We start from the raw sequence: 17,181 nt of genomic DNA on the forward strand, positions 1-17,181 counted from the left end.
ACGAACTACGAATTACGAATTACGAATTATTATGAGAGTTGCTTTGTTTGGTACTAGTGCCGATCCACCAACTGCGGGACATCAAAAAATTCTGAGTTGGTTGTCTGAGCGTTATGATTGGGTAGCGGTTTGGGCGGCGGATAATCCGTTTAAGTCTCATCAAACACCCTTAGAACATCGGGCGGCAATGTTACGATTGTTGATTGCGGATATAGACGCGCCAAGGCACAATATTGCTTTGGAACAAGAATTGAGTAGCTTCCGAACGCTGGAAACAGTCGAAAAAGCGAAGGTTATTTGGGGTGAGGATGCTGAATTAACAATGATCATTGGTTCAGATTTACTGAGTCAGCTACCACGTTGGTATCGCATTGAAGATTTGTTACAGGAAGTGCAACTACTGATTGTACCGCGACCCGGATATGCAATAGATGAATCTAGTTCAGAGGTAGTGCAAAAGCTGGGAGGGAAAATTGCGATCGCTAGTCTGACCGGTCTAGATGTTTCCTCAACAGCGTACCGCGAACATGGAGATTCTCAAGCCCTCATAGCCCCTGTAGTTGCCTATATTAATCGAGAGCATTTGTACGAATGCCAGGACGTTCACAAAAAAAGATACCAACTCCGTTAAACCAACAACCTTTGGCCGATTTCAAGGTTGGTGTTGATAATGTAATTTTTTCTGTAGATACTGTACAAAATCGGCTGTTAGTTCTCCTAGTAATGCGACAGCAAGAACCATTTTTAAATCATTGGAGTCTTCCTGGTACTTTAGTGCGTCCAGGAGAGTCTTTAGAAGATGCTGCCTATCGCATTATGGCAGAGAAAATTAAGGTCAATAATCTTTACTTAGAACAACTGTATACATTTGGCGGGCCGAATCGCGATCCACGGGAAGCAACTGATAGTTATGGTGTGCGTTATCTATCAGTTAGTTACTTTGCCCTAGTGCGATTTGAAGAAGCCGAATTAATTGCCGATCGCATGACTGGTATAGCTTGGTATCCAGTAAAACAAGTGCCGCAACTAGCTTTTGACCATAATGAAATCCTGGCTTATGGACATAGGCGGTTGCGAAATAAATTAGAGTATAGCCCAGTGGCTTTTGAAGTCTTGCCAGAAATGTTCACCTTGAATGATTTATATCAGTTATACGCCACAGTTTTAGGTGACAATTTTTCCGATTATTCTAATTTTCGGGCGCGTCTACTCAAGTTAGGTTTTTTATGCGATACCGGAATTAAGGTATCGCGGGGTGCTGGTCGTCCGGCTAGCTTGTATAAGTTTGACGCGGAAGCATTTGCTCCCTTAAAAGATAAACCCTTGGTGTTTATTTAATGCACTGTTACGTAGAGTTTAAGGTTCAAAGTCAAAGCAATTAATTTTAACTCTTGACCTTAAACTCCAAACTCCAAACTCCAAACTCTTAACTAAAATGAAGATTGCGATCGCTCAAATTAATCCTACTATCGGTGATTTGCTTTTAAATGCCCAAAAAATCCTGGAGGCGGCACAACGAGCAGCATCTAGCGGTGCGCGTTTGTTGTTGACACCAGAACTTTCTTTGTGTGGCTATCCACCAAGAGATTTATTACTAAATCCTAGTTTTGTGGAAGCGATGGGCATTACTTTACAAAACTTGGCTCAAGATTTACCACCAAATTTAGCTGTGTTGGTAGGAACTGTTGAACCGAATATCAAAGCACATATTAGTGGCGGCAAAAGTTTATTTAACAGCATAGCTTTGTTAGAGAATGGCCAGATTAAGCAAGTTTTTCACAAGCGACTTTTACCTACTTACGATGTATTTGATGAACGCCGCTATTTTGAAGAAGGCTTGCAAGCTAATTATTTCACTCTTGATGATCTCCATATTGGCGTAACCATTTGTGAAGATTTATGGAACGATGAGGAGTTTTGGGGCAAACGGAGTTATGCAGCAAATCCAATTGCTGACTTAGCAATTTTGGGTGTAGATTTGATTGTAAATTTGTCTGCTTCACCCTACACGGCCGGCAAGCAGCAGTTTCGTGAAACTATGCTCAAGCATAGTGCAGTACGTTTTCAACAACCATTTATTTATGCTAATCAGGTCGGAGGAAATGATGATCTAATTTTTGATGGGCGTAGTTTTGCCTTAAATCGTCAAGGTGAAATTATGTGTCGCGCCCGTGGTTTTGATACTGATTTATTAGTAGTGGAATTTGACGAGGCGCAACGTGATTTGCAGTTGGGTTCTGTAGAACCAATATATGAATCGGAAGATGAAGAAATTTGGCAAGCTTTAGTTTTGGGAGTGCGAGATTACGCTCGTAAGTGTCGCTTTTCTAAAGTAGTGTTGGGTTTAAGTGGCGGGATTGACTCTGCAATAGTAGCTGCGATCGCCACGGCTGCACTTGGTAAAGAAAATGTCCTCGGTGTTCTCATGCCTTCCCCTTATAGTTCCGAGCATTCCATCAGTGATGCTGTGGCATTAGCCGATAATTTGGGGATTAAGACTAATCTTTTACCAATTGGCGAGTTAATGCAAGGCTTCGATCAAACATTAGGTGAATTGTTTGCGGGTACTGAGTTTGGACTGGCTGAAGAGAATATCCAATCACGGATTCGCGGTAATTTATTAATGGCGATCGCTAATAAATTTGGCTATCTGCTTTTATCTACCGGTAACAAGTCAGAAATGGCAGTTGGTTACTGTACTCTCTACGGCGATATGAATGGCGGGTTAGCAGTGATTGCAGATGTTCCGAAAACCCGCGTGTATTCACTTTGCCATTGGTTAAATCGTAATAATGAAATTATCCCGCAAAACGTCTTGACTAAACCACCCAGCGCTGAACTCAAACCAGGTCAAGTGGATCAAGACTCTCTACCACCTTACGAAGTTTTGGACGATATTTTGCAACGTCTGGTTCACAACCACCAATCAGCAGCGCAAATTGTCGCAGCCGGTCACGATGCAGTGATTGTAGATCGAGTAATCCAAATGGTAGCGCGGGCTGAATTTAAACGGCGACAAGCACCCCCCGGCTTAAAAATCACCGATCGCGCCTTTGGAACTGGTTGGCGAATGCCAATCGCTAGTAACTGGGTTGGCGTTAAAAAGGCTTACCAGGCTAAAACTACAGCTACACCTACCTTAGTCTATCGGGATGGACAAGATGCCCATCCGCAAATCAATCTTGGTTAAGACAAGAAACGCCATGAATCGCCGTCTTTACAATAATCAATCTTTTGTAGAGACGGCAATTTATCGTGTCTTTGTGATGATTTATCGGATCTTAGCGATCTATAATTCCCATCAAAAAACCTTAACCAAACCGTATTCCTATATAATCCGTCTTTAATATTCTTGTGTGATGGTATCTTAACTTGATGGCTGTAGCTTTCCACATGTGTAGAAATATGCTAGAAACTAAATCAAGTCCTCATACACACATAGACACATCAACAGAATCCGATACATTAGCTGGCTCTGTTATCTCCTCTTCTGCTCCTCAAGAAATCTATGATGTTGTTGTAGTTGGTGCTGGGCCTATTGGGTTAGCAACTGCTATTGGCTTACGTAAGCGTGGTATTGAAAATATCCTTGTCATCGACCAAACTCGCGCCTTTCGTGAAGTTGGACAAACATTGGATCTTCTTCCCAATGGATTACAAGCCCTCAAATATTTAGATCCTAACGCTTATGAAGAAGTCAAAAAAACTGGACTTGGTTTATTGAATTCCAAGCAGTCTAAGAGCCAAAAAACTGTCGAACCTACTCAAGAACAAGAACCGATAAAGACTCCACCCCAATGGGCTTATAAAGATTTACAGGGAAAGATAATTCGGTCAATCTCGCTTAGTTTCGATGATTGGTTCAAAGATTATGGCGAGGGTCGAGTGTCTATTTCTTGGTACAATTTGCAGACAACTCTCAGACAACTACTTCCCCAAGACCGAGTTAAAGCTAATCACCGTTGTATTAATGTTGTGAATGAGCCGGAAAACGGTTGTGTTCGGATAGATTGTGTAGCTGATACACCGATAGAAACCAACCCCTATTCGTTTTGGACAGATGGGCAGAAATATCATGACACACAGCCCCAAAACTCAGATATTTCCCCCCAAGAAATCGTAACAAAATCGATTAGAGCTAAACTAATTGTTGCAGCAGACGGGATTAATTCTACAGTTCGTAAGATACTTTATACAGATAGTCAATACCGTAATTTTGCTAGACCTGAATACTCTGGGTTTGCAGCTATATTGTGTAGAGAAATAGCTGAGATAACAAAGGAACTAGAAACGAAATTAGAAGCAGATTTCTTTCAAGGCTCACCAGTTGTAACAATTACTAATGATGAAATATCGGAAAATTCTGTTTGTATAAATAACATCAGGATCATTTTATTTCGTAGACCAACTGGTGAACTAGGGTACATAATACATCTTGCTTTGCCTTTAGACTCATTGCAAGAAAAGTCTGAAAGTTCTTTAATTGAGTTAGCTTTGCAGGAGTTGGAGAAAGCAAGCTTTCCTGATGCACTGAAGCAATTAGTAAGTATATCTCCTCCTGCCAAGATGCAGCAACGCCCATACTATATTCACCGCGCTACTATTTCAGATTCTCTACAAGTTTCTAACACAACTGACCCCAATACTGAAGCAAAAATTCCACCAGCCTGGAGTCTAGGGCGAATCGTATTAGTTGGTGATGCCGCACATGGAATGCCTCCCTTCATGGGTCAAGGAGCTAATCAAGGATTTGAAGATGCACTCTTCATTGCAACACTAATCGCTAAAATTGCCGAGGAAAATAACTGGGATAATACGCAAGCTATAGCCAAAGCCTTCGAGAAATATGAATGTCTTCGTCGCCCATTGATGGCATACGTCCAACAGGCAACATTAGAACGATCGCCCTACTCGTCAGACAAAAAGTGGCAGGAATACACCAAACAGGTATATCGCCGCAATTTCGCTCAATTGATAGAGGCGCTGTTGTAGATACATAGAATCGCCCTCTTTAAATCACTGTTAGATAAAAATCTGAGTCCCTAACGCAACTTAAAAGCGAGATAGGATGATTTATATTAAGTTTTAGCACCCCGCCACTCATGCAAGATTGGCATAGTAAACAATCCCCACGCCAAACCCGTAATTAACCCAAAAGGCGTAACCAGATAATTATTAAAATTCCACAAACCAAAAACTTGCGCTGCCAATTCCAAAGGATAAGCCATCATCAGCACACTTGCTAAAGCCACACCACTCCAGCCATATTGACTCAACCAGTAAAATCCCTTACCACCAGTTATTCCGTACAACAGACGAGTAATCAGCAAACCCGTGACAGTGCCATAGCAGCGCATACACACAGCCATAATAAACGGTGGTGCTAAATCTAACCCCATATCTGGTTGCGGACAGACATGATTACCCATGAAATAAATGATGTCCGCAATCCCAGGAAGCAAAGACACTCCAGACGCAGCCAAAAAGGGAGCAATAGGCGGGCCAAAAACCATTCCTACCAACAAGAAATCAGCGATAAAACTGACCCAATTAATCTGCAACTCTTCACTAAAAGCTACTCTTATCATCTTCCTTTCTTCGCGTCCTTTGCGTCTTCGCGGTACCCTACGGGAAGCCCTTTCAGGTCTACGTTTTCTTAACCTACCTTATTTACATAAGGACTTGTCAACTTATCCAACTGCTGAATCAACAGACTGAGGAATAATCCCACATCCGTCACCACACCCACCGATTCTACAGAACCGCGATCGCTTAACTTAGTCACCACAGCTGGATTAATATCTACACACACCATCTTCACACCCGCCGGAGTCATATTCCCCACGCCAATGGAGTGCAGCATCGATGACAACATCAAAATCATCTCTGCACCTTCTAAATGTTTGGCATATTCTTCCTGTGCTTGAATCAAATCCATTACGGTATCAGGTAAAGGCCCGTCATCCCGAATCGATCCCGCAAGCACAAAAGGTACATTATTGTGGACACATTCATACATCACGCCACTTTTAATTGCTCCCGCCTCCACAGCTTTGGGGATGCTGCCATAACGGCGGATACTATTAATTACCTTCAGGTGATGGCGGTGTCCACCACGGACGGCGATACCCCGCTTCATGTCCACACCCAAGGAAGTGCCCATGATATTTTGCTCGATGTCGTGAACTGCGATCGCATTTCCACCCAGCAACGCCTGTACATATCCTTCTCGAATTAGTTGCGCCAAGTGTTCGCCGCCACCAGTGTGAATCACCACTGGGCCAGCCGTGACAACTACTTTACCACCAGCATCGCGGATTTTACGTAATTCCCAAGCCACTTGCTCAACAACCAATTCCACACGCCGTTCGCTGGAAACCCCCGCCGACATAAAGCTGAATTCTTGAGTGCTGCGGAGTTCGCGCGATTCAGTTTTGCGGATGGTGCGGATACCTAATACATCTACAATTACCTGCTCGCCTACTTTTAAATCGCGGAGTATTTTACACCGAGCAACTAAACCTGTGGGAGATTGAGTAATGGCGATCGCGCCATCCATCCGCTGATTTTCTACCTTCACCCACTGACCACTAATGCGTACTTCCGTGGGATAAATGGTACTGACGTAGAAATCATCAGGCGCAACACCATCTTGGATTACCGGCTCCAGCTTGGCATCTCGCTCATCATGGGGTAAATCTACAGCACCCAAATCAATCAACATTGAGATGATTTCTTCCATCACCTCATGAGATGGTGCTGATACCTTCACCTCTGCGGCTGAGGTACTTTGTCGTTGTTCTCCCAAGTTGAAATTTAAGACTTGGAAGCTTCCCCCGGCATCTATAATCAAATCCAAAGCACGGTTAATTAAGCCAGCATCTAGCAAATGTCCTTCCATGCGAATGACGCGGCTTTCTACCGAGACATTGGCATGAATTTCATCTCTAACTGGTTCTGTCACCCGGAGAGTTAAGCATTTAGCCGCACCACCAGCTTTGAGAAATTCCGTCAGCGGTGTTTCCAGCACTTGGAAACCTACATCTGCAAGGCGGGTTTTCAAAGCATCACTCGCCTTGTTCATGATGACGATGTTATCCACATTCACTGTATTACAAGCGAAGTTGACTGCATCGGCTTCAGCAATGGCGATACGCTTTTCTGGGGCGACTCGCATTTCAATTAAGCGGTTGGAGTAAGAATCAAAAGCACCGGGATAGTAAAGCAAATAGCCATTTGTTAAAGGACAAAAGCAGGTATCCAGGTGATAGAAACGTTCGTCTATTAATCGTAGGGATAGCACCTCAATATCCAGCCATTTAGCTAGATAAGGGTGAGAATCTAATTCCGAGCGGAAACCGTATCCCGCCCATAACCAGCGTCCTTCTCGATCCAGCAGTGCGTCTCCTGCTCCCTCAAAGGGTAAATCTTTGGGAAGTTCATTGACTTTATAACCATTTGCCTCAAACCATTGTTTGAAGAAAGGCTCCTCGCCCTGACGTTCTTTGTGCAAAAAGCGGCTGAGAACGACATTATCACCTAGAACTAAGCCAGCGTTGGCAGTAAAAACCAAATCAGGCCAGCCTTTTTCAGGTGGTACTAAGTCTACAATGGCGTGTTGTTTGAGGATTTGATGTAGTCCCTGCCACTGTTCCACGGCGCGATCGCGCGATGACTTGTGAATATTCCCTTCCATCCAAGGATTAATCACATAGTCCACATCGTAGTGGTCAGGAGGGCACATTAAAAAGCGAATCCGGGAAGTCATAAAAATCTTAGCGTTTTATATGCTACAAGCTTACTTTGAATACAGATTTCCTTTCTCTACAGGTAAAATCTGCTACTAGAGCTTCTATCTTTTGATAGACTTTACAAAGCCTTCGTGATCAATTCTATTACTGGAAGATGGTAATAATACTAATTCAAAATTCAAAATTCAAAATTCAAAATTCATAAAGCCTGATTTAATCTGGGTTTCCAGGAAAGTGGGCAGGTAAAAACACCGTTAAAAGCAGCAAATATTGGTAGCGATCGCTCTTTTCCTCTTCCTTATCCTTTATATGACAAGGGATTGGGAAGGGGACAAGTTTTACCCTTGTCCCTTTCCTAATCCCCAATACTGAGTTCAAGCAGTTACTACCAATACCGAGTTCAAGCAGCTACTATATAAGGCGAGTTGATCGCTGCTACACGCCCAGCATCCACCAAAGCTTGATACACTATCGCCGCTACCTCACCGCGCGTAGCATCGCGGGTAGGATTAAGTTGTTTCAGGTTTGGGTAATTGACGATAATTTCCTTGTCTATAGCTTTTACTACCTCATCCTTGGCATATTCAGGAATTTTGGCTTGGTCATCGAAAACTTTGATAGTTGCCGTACCATCGCTAGATAGCCCCAATCCATTCACCAGGGAGACAATCACTTGCACGCGCTGGATGTTTTTGTTGGGGCCAAAGGTATTATCGGGAAACCCAGAGAGAAATAAACCTTGATATGCCTGCTGTATTACCTTGGATGCCCAGAAGTCTGCTGGTACATCTTTGAATTTGCTTGCTGCACGATTGGGCGATGGGTTGAAAGCTTTTACCAATAATGCCGCATATTGTGCCCGTGTCATGGTTGCATCGGGCTTAAATGTGCGATCGGGAAAACCATTAATTATCCCCAATTTGACTAATTCCCGAATAAATCCACCCGCCCAATGATTCGCAATATCAGTTAATTCGATTGTAGGTGTTGGAGTTGGGGTTGTTGGGGTTGGGGTTGTTGGGGTTGGAGTTGTCGGGGTTGTTGGAGTTGTTGGGGTTGGGGTTGTTGGGGTTGTTGGAGTTGTTGGGGTTGGAGTTGTCGGGGTTGTTGGAGTTGTTGGGGTTGGAGTTGTCGGGGTTGGCGTTGGAGTTGTCGGGGTTGGAGTTGTTGGTGTTGGGGTTTGAGTTGTTGGCGTTGGCGTTGGAACCGGACTATCTGCAAACTCTATGTTTCCGGTGACTTTAGACGAATCTATTTTATTTCCTAGAGAAACCAGCTTGTTAGAACTGGCATTTTGCAAATCAAATTTACCGTTATTGCGTAGAGTATTACCCCCTGGATTATTGTTACTACCGATATCCGGGAGAGCAGTTCCAATTACTGTGATACCATCATCAGTGTTATTTTCACTGACATTATTACGTAATACGGGACGAGCGCTACCAGAGATGACAATCCCAGAACGGTTTTCATAAATTCTGTTATCTCGAAGGATAGGTGATGCAGTATCACTAATGGCAATGCCAAAACCTGTTTTCGAGTAGGTGTTATTTTCAATTTGACCTTTAGAATTTTTAGCGATCGCAATTCCATTAGCTGCATTATCACTGAACACATTACCTAGAACAACTGGATTAGCATCGCCTGTAGCAAATACTCCCTCCCGCTTATTATTGATGAAGGTGCTATTAGCAACAGTCGGGGCAGTTGATTCAATCCAGACACCACTACCACGGCTAGCCAAATTTGTTACAGTCACTCCCCGCAGTTCGGCTTTGTCCAGCAACACAAATGTGACATTCTGACCAGCAAAAGTACGGCTTAGGTAGTTACCACTTCCTTCAATCAAAATACCATTACCTTTGTTAGTTTCATTTCCCACCACTGTCACACCAGATGGAACCGTTAGCGGAAACACTTCACCGCTAGCAGCATTGTAATTACCATCTGCCAGCTGAATCTTAGTATCAACAGTAGCTACCTTGAGGGCCTGGGTAATGGTTTTGAAGGGAGCTTGTTGACTACCAGCGTTAGTATCGCTTCCTGATGCTGGATTTACGTAAAAAGTTTGAGCCATATTTATACTTTAATAAAATACATAGCTATCCTAGCGCTAACCGTGAAAGTGGGTAGCATCTAATGCGTTAAGTAACTTAAAGTACTTCTCACTGCAAAGTTAAAAACTTATGCAGATACTTTTGGGTTTCACTAGTACTTTATTAATTCAAAAGGGTGGGGAGTTAGAAGTTTGAGTATCTAAGGTCAATTGCAAAACACATAGTTTGATTTATTTTTGCTGACTTACTTAGGTGTTTTGCTTGCTTTTTCAAATTACTGTATTTTCTGTAGCTTTGGTAATAGATAGCAGGATTGACTCAAAATCTTGACGAATTCCAGTAAGTTGTTTTACCCAAGTGTTAGAAGCAGCGATCGCACTTTCTTCTTGTTGACGTGCGGCTGCAATTTGCTTATCAATCTCGCCGTAAACTTGTAATTCTACTTCTACAAGCAGATTTTCTATTTGATTTTCAAGATTCTTCGCAATGGCAACAAACTGGCTTGTAATATTTTGACGTTCTTCAGCCATTTTATCTTGTCTTTCTGCTTCTTGTTGCATGGAATGGGCATCTAAACCAGCACCAACTACTGACAGTATTGGCCCAAGAACTATAGTAAAATTAGCCAGATCCTTAGCAATACCAACGGCTTGCCAAGGTTTGAAATCCACACCAATAAATTTTCCTACACCATAAACTACATGATGGAGATTGCTACCTGCTACATTAGAGGCATTTAAAAAACCTTGACCACTAGCAGCAACTCTACCAGCAGTAAATTTATCCCAAGGGACTCCTAACACATCACCAATTTTTTGCAGTGCCTCAACTTGACCTTGCAGCCGTTCACTACTTATATTATTATCAATATTCTTAGCAGATACTTTTTGAGTATTTTCTAAACAAGTGATAAATGTTTTTGCAAGGTTGCTCTGCAACACTTTTTTAACTTCTTGGGTAATCTCCTCAACTGCCTTTTCTACAACTATTTTAAGTTCTTCTATAGCAGTCTCATAATGGTTTTGCACATTTAGAGCAATTTGCTTGTTCAGTGTTTCAAAATCTTCCTCAGTCGTAGTTCCTACAGAATTTGCTAGCTTAATTCCCTCTTTAGCGATCGCAGAGGACATTTCTAAGCCTATACTATTAAATTTTGTTCGCAAGCGTTCTCTTTCCTTACGCACTGTTCGAGATAATCGTGTGAGTACTTCTAAAAAAGTGGCATCTTGATCAGAATTGCGCGTAAAGCTTAATTGGGCTTCATCTACAGAAGCTAAAACAATTCGTACTGGTGTATCAAAACGAGCAAGTGCAGCGCGGCGTTCGACAAAATTATTTAAGGCATCAATAAAAGTTTGAAACCGACTGATTTCAATGAGAAAATCATCATTTTTATCCACACCGTCACAATAATCTTTTGCATCGATAAAGCAGACTGGAAATTCATCAAGACTGTAGGGCTTAAGTGCATCTGCTAAACTTTTGCGGTAATTAGCAATTTTTTGTGCTTCCTCTCCTGCTTCATCAGACATTTTATTGATGAGCAGCATCATTTTCCAGCGATAACCCTTATCATAAGCTAGCTTCTTGAAATTTTCTATTGTGATTGAATCAAAAAGCATATAAGTGAGGTTGAAAACTAATAAGTCAGCTTTGTTAATTGCCTCATAGGTAATTTCATCATGGTCTTGACGGTCTGTAAATAGTCCTGGCGTATCTATTACTTTGATACTATTCCAGTCATAGGTAGCAGTTACATCAGTTGCAATATCAGAATCGATTTTAATATCTCGTCGTTCTATAAGTGCAGAGATAGTTGTAGATTTACCCGCGTTATATTGACCAACAAAAGCTACCGTAAGAATTCCATTTTTACTATATTCTTTGACTTCATCACGTAGTTTATGACGAATAGCTACAAATTCAGGATGATTGGCTTGAGCTAAAATTTTATCAAACTTGATACAGATATTTTTGAATTTGGTAGCAATTTCAGCAGCCTTAAAGGTTTGTTCTTGAGTCATTTTTATTTGCCCCTAACTATTTTTATATTTAGCTTTCCAGGAACGTTTACTTAATCGATTTTTCTGGTGGAATGATAGAAACATCTTCTTGTAAAACTCTGTTAATTGTTTCCTGGGATTTTCTAAACTTCAATTCAGATTTAGTTTGAATTGTTATGCTTCGTCCAAAATCTCGTTCTACTTTATCAATAGTTTTGATAATCCCTTCATCTGTTAATGGTTCGTATTTATCAAAACACCAATCGATAATGCGCTTGGCATAAACATGATTAAGATGATCGGCAGAGTTATATAATCGACTTTCAGCTTTTACAAGTTGCTTATTTATTTTTTCTATACCCTGAATCAATTCATCAAAGTAATTATTAATATTAACGTTTATAGCATTACAATGCTTACTAAATTCTTCTTTGGCTTTTGCTAGAGTTTGTCGCTGATACTCTTCTAATTGATTGTTTAAAGATTGGTTAATCTTTTTTGCTGCTTCAAGTTGCTTCTCTTTTTTAGATTTAAAAAAATTAGTAAATGTACTAATAACAGTACCAATTGCCATAATAATCCCAAGTGGAGGTACTGCGAAAAGCATTGTAATACTTGTTGTAACGGCTATTACAGCAGAGCCAATGCGTAACATATCTTTAAAACTAATATTACTTTGCTTATTAAAATTGAAATTTCCTTCTCCCAACCTAGCAATCAATTGTAATTCATTACCAATTTCTTTTAGTAAGTGTTCAACTTCATCATTGAAATTTTTTCCACTTTTTTCAAAAGCATTATTTAATCTATCTTGAAATTTTAATATTTTTAGCCTATTTTCCCACCTTGATTTCAACTTGTTTTCATCAGTATCCCAATTTTCTTCTGCAAAATCTTGAATTGCATCGAATGCGTCTTTAAAAACTGCTTTAATTTGCTGTTGTAAATATTCTTGACTATTTCTAGATTCTTTTTTGATTCCCTCTCGAAATTTTTCATGCATATTTTTCAAGTGGTTAGTCAAGTTTTGATAAGCTTCTAATTCCTTAGTCACCCATTTGTTAGGTTCTTCAATTGCACCAACTGTAGAACCAAGTAAGGTTTGAGAACGTCTAATTACTCCATAATCAACTAAAGACACCCGAATAGCATCAAGAAAATCCTGTATGTGGCTTGCTTTAAATAGTTTATCTTTATGTTCTTGATGTTCAGCTTCCCGTGACATTTGTGCAGCCAAAAGCATCACAGGAATAACATCAAAGTAGTCGTTAGCATAATGCTGTTTGGCGTAGCGACGGATTCGTTCAATATGTCCACTTAAACCGTTTGTACTATTCATTACAAACAATTTCTCTGAGTCTTTTAAGAAATGTTCTAATCTTCGAGAGTCACGGAGATTATTTTTAACATTTAGTAATACAATCAGGGGTTTAGCTTTTTCTTTTAAAAGTTGTAAAAATTTAAATTCGGTTTCTTGAATGCTGTCATTTGTGACTACATAACAAATAACATCAGATTCTTCGATAATACTCTCAGCAATTTCTTCATCACTTTTACCACCAGGCGCACCAATCCCAGGAGTATCGATAATCCGAATATTTTTCCACTCATAAACCCGATTAAAACGAGTGGTACGCTGTTTACCTACACCAATAGCATCCCAGCCATCACCTGTAATAATCGCGTGAAGAGTGCTTTTTCCTGCTTTAGTTTTACCGATAAAAGCTATACTAAAATGCTTTAAAGCACGTTGTTTTGCACGCAGTGATTCACTTACCCTGTCAAGCTCTTCTAAAGCCTCAAACGTCAGATACTTTCTGGTACTATCAAGCTGTTTTGCTACTTCTTTCGCCGTCTTTGCTTGTCCTTTACTACTTGTTTTTTGCTGTATTTGCTCAGTATATATTTCAAGATTTTTAGCTAAATCTGCAAGAGTAGAACAAGCACTTTGAAGAGAATTTTCTGCATACTTGTAATCTTCATTTGCTATGACTGTACATCGCTGGATTGCATCGTCATACCCAGGCCCCGCTAGTAATATTTCTTTCCGTAGTTTATCAATTTTATGCCCAATATTTTCAGGGGCAACTTTTGCTAAATCTACTAATGCACGAGATAAAACTGAATCTATTCCCTTTAAAAGACGCGCACCAACAGAGAATTCTGATTTATCTTTATTGTGACTAGCGAATTTAACTGTGTTAAATTTTTCGGTTTCTTCAAGCAATGTTTCAATTTTTGAATTCGACCAGTTCCAAATTTTTGCAATATGCTTTACCATCTCCCGTTCTAATGGTGAAAAATAACCGTCAATATAGGCAATAGCTATCATCTGTCGCATTGCCTCACTTTGCTCACTCTGTTGGATTTTACGTGCTACATTCTCAACAGATACAAAGTTTTCATCTTGACTCAATATTTTCTCCATCTCTTCGATGGTGTATGTTCCCAAATTTGTTTTCTGTGCTAACTCCCGCAGCGCCTTTGCTTCTTCGCTGTGAATCTGTTCATCAGCACACATGATATGTGTAAGCAGTAAAAATTGGTAGTTTATTTGCTCAGAGGTTAGCTGCGACATTATTACCCTAAGTGCGAATTCTAGACTAAGGATAATAAGTAAAGATTACTGTAAACCTCAGAAAATATACTGAGATTATTTTTTAATACTTACACAAGTTACTTCTAAAAAACAAATTATCTAGTAGGGTAAGAGGGGATCTTAAATAGCTAAACTTTAAGTGACCTGGGGAATCTTTTCTAGCTATTTGTACAATTTCATACAGAAAACTTTATCAATAATTAATTACAAATTAATATCAAGAATACCCACTTTTTAAGTGAGTTAGAGAATCTCTTCTGTGTAAGTTATAAAAAAGGGAGAAGCAGGGAGAAAAATTTCCCCTCTGCCTCTTTCCCCTCATCTCCTTTTAATAAGGCCACTTCCAATCGCGGATTTCCGGCACATCATCGCCGTACTTCTGAATGTAATGCTTGTGTTCAATCAGCTTATCCTGCATCTGCTGTTTCACATAAGCTGCCCTAGATCCTAGTTTGGGGACGCGATCGATTACATCAATTACTAAATGGAAGCGATCTAAATCGTTGAGAACAACCATATCAAAGGGAGTGGTGGTAGTTCCCTCTTCCTTGTAGCCCCGCACATGGATATTTTGATGATTAGTGTGGCGGTAGGTTAAGCGATGAATCAGCCAGGGATAGCCATGAAAGGCAAAGATAACGGGTTTGTCGGTGGTGAAAAGCGTGTCAAAATCTTTTTCACTCAAGCCGTGGGGATGTTCGGTTTTTGGCTGGAGTGTCATCAAATCGACTACGTTCACTACCCGCACTTTTAAATCTGCGAAGTGCTGACGTAAGATGTCTACAGCCGCCAAGGTTTCTAAGGTGGGAATATCCCCAGCACAAGCTAGGACTACATCTGGATCGCCGCCTTCGTCGTTGCTTGCCCATTCCCAAATGCCGATGCCTTTGGTGCAGTGTTTGATGGCTGCATCTATGTTGAGATATTGCAATGCTGGCTGTTTTCCAGCAATGATGACGTTGACATAGTTGCGGCTTTTGAGACAATGGTCAGTTACCGACAGCAGAGTGTTGGCATCGGGCGGCAAATAGACGCGAACGATCTCGGCTTTTTTGTTAAGTACATGGTCGATAAAACCAGGGTCTTGGTGAGAAAAGCCGTTATGGTCTTGTCGCCAAACGTGAGAGGTGAGTAAGTAATTGAGGGAAGCAATTGGTCGACGCCAGGGAATATGTTTGGTAGTTTTCAACCATTTGGCGTGTTGGTTGAACATGGAATCAATGATGTGGATGAATGCCTCGTAGCAAGTGAAAAATCCGTGACGACCTGTGAGGAGGTAGCCTTCTAACCATCCTTGGCAAGAAGTTTCGCTGAGAATTTCCATCACCCGACCATCGGAGGAAAGGTGGTCATCTTCGGGGTAAATCTCGGCTTCCCAAACCCGATTTGTAACTTCTAATACAGGGTCTAGGCGATTGGATGCTAATTCGTCGGGCGCAAAGATGCGGAAATTGCTACTTTCTTGGTTAAGTCGCATGATATCCCGCAGGAATTTGCCGGTTACTTTGGTAGCTTCTGCGATCGCTTTCCCTGGTTCAAGAACATCTACAGCATAGTCTTGAAAGTTGGGCATCTTCAGGTCATGCAGCAAAATACCGCCGTTAGTGTGGGGATTGTCACCCATACGTCGATGCTTTTTGGGGGCTAGTTCTGCTAGTTCGGGAATCAGTGTGCCGTTAGCGTCGAAGAGTTCTTCTGGTTTGTAACTCTTCATCCAATCTTCTAGGAGTCTCAGGTGGTCTGGCTGTTTAGCTATATTACCAAAGGGAACTTGGTGCGATCGCCAGGAACCTTCGGTTTTTTTGCCATCCACTTCCTTAGGTCCTGTCCAACCTTTGGGGGTTCGCATAACAATCATCGGCCACTGGGGACGTTCCGTGAAACCATGTACACGGGCTTCTCTTTGGATACTTTGAATTTGGGCGATCGCTGTTTCTAGAGTCGCCGCCATCTGCTGGTGGACATCTGTGGGATCGTCACCTTCTACAAAGTATGGTTTGTAGCCGTAACCTACAAATAAACTCTCTAACTCCTCACGGCTAATTCGTGCCAATGTCGTTGGATTAGCAATTTTATACCCATTCAGGTGCAGGAGCGGCAGTACAGCACCATCACGTACAGGGTTAAGAAACTTGTTGGAATGCCAGCTAGTTGCTAAAGCACCTGTTTCCGCTTCGCCGTCACCGACAACAGCAGCAACGATTAAGTCAGGGTTATCAAAGGCAGCACCATAAGCGTGGACGAGGGCATAACCTAATTCCCCGCCTTCATGGATCGAACCAGGGGTTTCCGGTGCTACGTGACTGGGAATACCACCGGGAAAAGAGAACTGTTTAAAAAGTTTCTTCATTCCCTCAGCATCCTGGGAGATGTTGTGGTAATACTCGGTATAAGTGCCTTCTAAGTAAGTATTGGCTACTAGTCCAGGGCCTCCATGACCGGGGCCAGCAATGTAGATTGTATTTAGGTCATATTTCTTAATCAGCCGATTTAGGTGAACATAGATAAAGTTCAGCCCTGGTGTTGTTCCCCAGTGCCCTAAAAGTCTGGGTTTGACGTGTTCTAGCTTTAGGGGTTCTCTTAGTAGCGGATTGTCCAGTAGATATATCTGACCAACGGAAAGATAGTTAGCTGCACGCCAATAGGCGTTTATCTTTCGTAATTCTTCATCTGTTAAAGGCTTTGTTTGTGGAGTCGTTGCTAATGTCATTATCGACACTCCATTACAAAAAGGATTTTGGCGAACTCATTCAGTAAGCAATTATACTTGT

11 protein-coding genes are annotated in these 17,181 nt (G+C 41.4%); 5 read left to right on the top strand and 6 right to left on the bottom strand.

Annotated features, from left to right (window positions below; genetic code table 11):
• Positions 1-31: 31 nt before the first annotated feature.
• The 5 genes from FD723_RS06540 to FD723_RS06560 all read left to right on the top strand — a co-directional run bounded on the left by FD723_RS06540 (position 32) and on the right by FD723_RS06560 (position 4,992).
• Complete coding sequence (locus tag FD723_RS06540; RefSeq protein WP_179064595.1) at positions 32-631, top strand: nicotinate-nucleotide adenylyltransferase; 600 nt, start codon at positions 32-34, stop codon at positions 629-631.
• Positions 592-1,338 carry an NUDIX domain-containing protein gene (locus FD723_RS06545; protein ID WP_012411955.1) on the top strand — a complete coding sequence of 249 codons (747 nt, stop codon included), beginning with the start codon at positions 592-594 and terminating at the stop codon, positions 1,336-1,338. The genes FD723_RS06540 and FD723_RS06545 overlap by 40 nt, the downstream gene beginning before the upstream one ends.
• A gap of 97 nt (positions 1,339-1,435) precedes the next feature.
• Positions 1,436-3,190 carry an NAD+ synthase gene (locus tag FD723_RS06550; protein ID WP_179064596.1) on the top strand — a complete coding sequence of 585 codons (1,755 nt, stop codon included), beginning with the start codon at positions 1,436-1,438 and terminating at the stop codon, positions 3,188-3,190.
• Positions 3,191-3,203: 13 nt separating this feature from the next.
• On the top strand, positions 3,204-3,347 hold the full coding sequence (locus tag FD723_RS06555; protein WP_179064597.1) for a hypothetical protein: 144 nt from the start codon (positions 3,204-3,206) through the stop codon (positions 3,345-3,347).
• Positions 3,348-3,405: 58 nt separating this feature from the next.
• Positions 3,406-4,992, top strand: coding sequence for an NAD(P)/FAD-dependent oxidoreductase (locus tag FD723_RS06560; RefSeq protein WP_179064598.1), 1,587 nt, complete (start codon positions 3,406-3,408; stop codon positions 4,990-4,992).
• Between the two features lie 86 nt (positions 4,993-5,078).
• On the opposite strand, the gene FD723_RS06565 is transcribed toward FD723_RS06560, so the two are convergent.
• The 6 genes from FD723_RS06565 to FD723_RS06590 form a co-directional block, all read right to left on the bottom strand.
• Positions 5,079-5,588: a DUF2085 domain-containing protein gene (locus FD723_RS06565; protein ID WP_179064599.1), complete on the bottom strand. Its 510-nt coding sequence runs from the start codon at positions 5,586-5,588 to the stop codon at positions 5,079-5,081.
• Between the two features lie 68 nt (positions 5,589-5,656).
• Positions 5,657-7,768, bottom strand: coding sequence for a TIGR00300 family protein (locus FD723_RS06570; RefSeq protein WP_179064600.1), 2,112 nt, complete (start codon positions 7,766-7,768; stop codon positions 5,657-5,659).
• Between the two features lie 383 nt (positions 7,769-8,151).
• A complete protein-coding gene (locus FD723_RS06575; RefSeq protein ID WP_179064601.1) occupies positions 8,152-9,828 on the bottom strand; it encodes a DUF1565 domain-containing protein in 1,677 nt (558 codons plus the stop codon).
• Positions 9,829-10,077: 249 nt separating this feature from the next.
• Entirely contained in the window at positions 10,078-11,832 is a 1,755-nt protein-coding gene (locus FD723_RS06580; RefSeq protein ID WP_179064602.1) for a GTPase, read from the bottom strand.
• A gap of 46 nt (positions 11,833-11,878) precedes the next feature.
• Positions 11,879-14,389: a GTPase gene (locus FD723_RS06585; RefSeq protein WP_179064603.1), complete on the bottom strand. Its 2,511-nt coding sequence runs from the start codon at positions 14,387-14,389 to the stop codon at positions 11,879-11,881.
• Between the two features lie 349 nt (positions 14,390-14,738).
• Positions 14,739-17,120, bottom strand: coding sequence for a phosphoketolase (locus FD723_RS06590; protein ID WP_179064604.1), 2,382 nt, complete (start codon positions 17,118-17,120; stop codon positions 14,739-14,741).
• Between the last annotated feature and the right edge of the window lie 61 nt (positions 17,121-17,181).

The organism is Nostoc sp. C052, from assembly GCF_013393905.1.
Lineage (GTDB): Bacteria > Cyanobacteriota > Cyanobacteriia > Cyanobacteriales > Nostocaceae > Nostoc.

Bases quoted from the DNA above. Each gene is read 5' to 3' on its own strand.
- FD723_RS06575 (WP_179064601.1), bottom strand. From the start codon at position 9,828: ATGGCTCAAACTTTTTACGTAAATCCAGCATCAGGAAGCGATACTAAC.
- FD723_RS06585 (WP_179064603.1), bottom strand. From the start codon at position 14,389: ATGTCGCAGCTAACCTCTGAGCAAATAAACTACCAATTTTTACTGCTT.
- FD723_RS06590 (WP_179064604.1), bottom strand. From the start codon at position 17,120: ATGACATTAGCAACGACTCCACAAACAAAGCCTTTAACAGATGAAGAA.
- FD723_RS06565 (WP_179064599.1), bottom strand. From the start codon at position 5,588: ATGATAAGAGTAGCTTTTAGTGAAGAGTTGCAGATTAATTGGGTCAGT.
- FD723_RS06560 (WP_179064598.1), top strand. From the start codon at position 3,406: ATGCTAGAAACTAAATCAAGTCCTCATACACACATAGACACATCAACA.
- FD723_RS06545 (WP_012411955.1), top strand. From the start codon at position 592: ATGCCAGGACGTTCACAAAAAAAGATACCAACTCCGTTAAACCAACAA.
- FD723_RS06555 (WP_179064597.1), top strand. From the start codon at position 3,204: ATGAATCGCCGTCTTTACAATAATCAATCTTTTGTAGAGACGGCAATT.
- FD723_RS06550 (WP_179064596.1), top strand. From the start codon at position 1,436: ATGAAGATTGCGATCGCTCAAATTAATCCTACTATCGGTGATTTGCTT.
- FD723_RS06570 (WP_179064600.1), bottom strand. From the start codon at position 7,768: ATGACTTCCCGGATTCGCTTTTTAATGTGCCCTCCTGACCACTACGAT.
- FD723_RS06540 (WP_179064595.1), top strand. From the start codon at position 32: ATGAGAGTTGCTTTGTTTGGTACTAGTGCCGATCCACCAACTGCGGGA.
- FD723_RS06580 (WP_179064602.1), bottom strand. From the start codon at position 11,832: ATGACTCAAGAACAAACCTTTAAGGCTGCTGAAATTGCTACCAAATTC.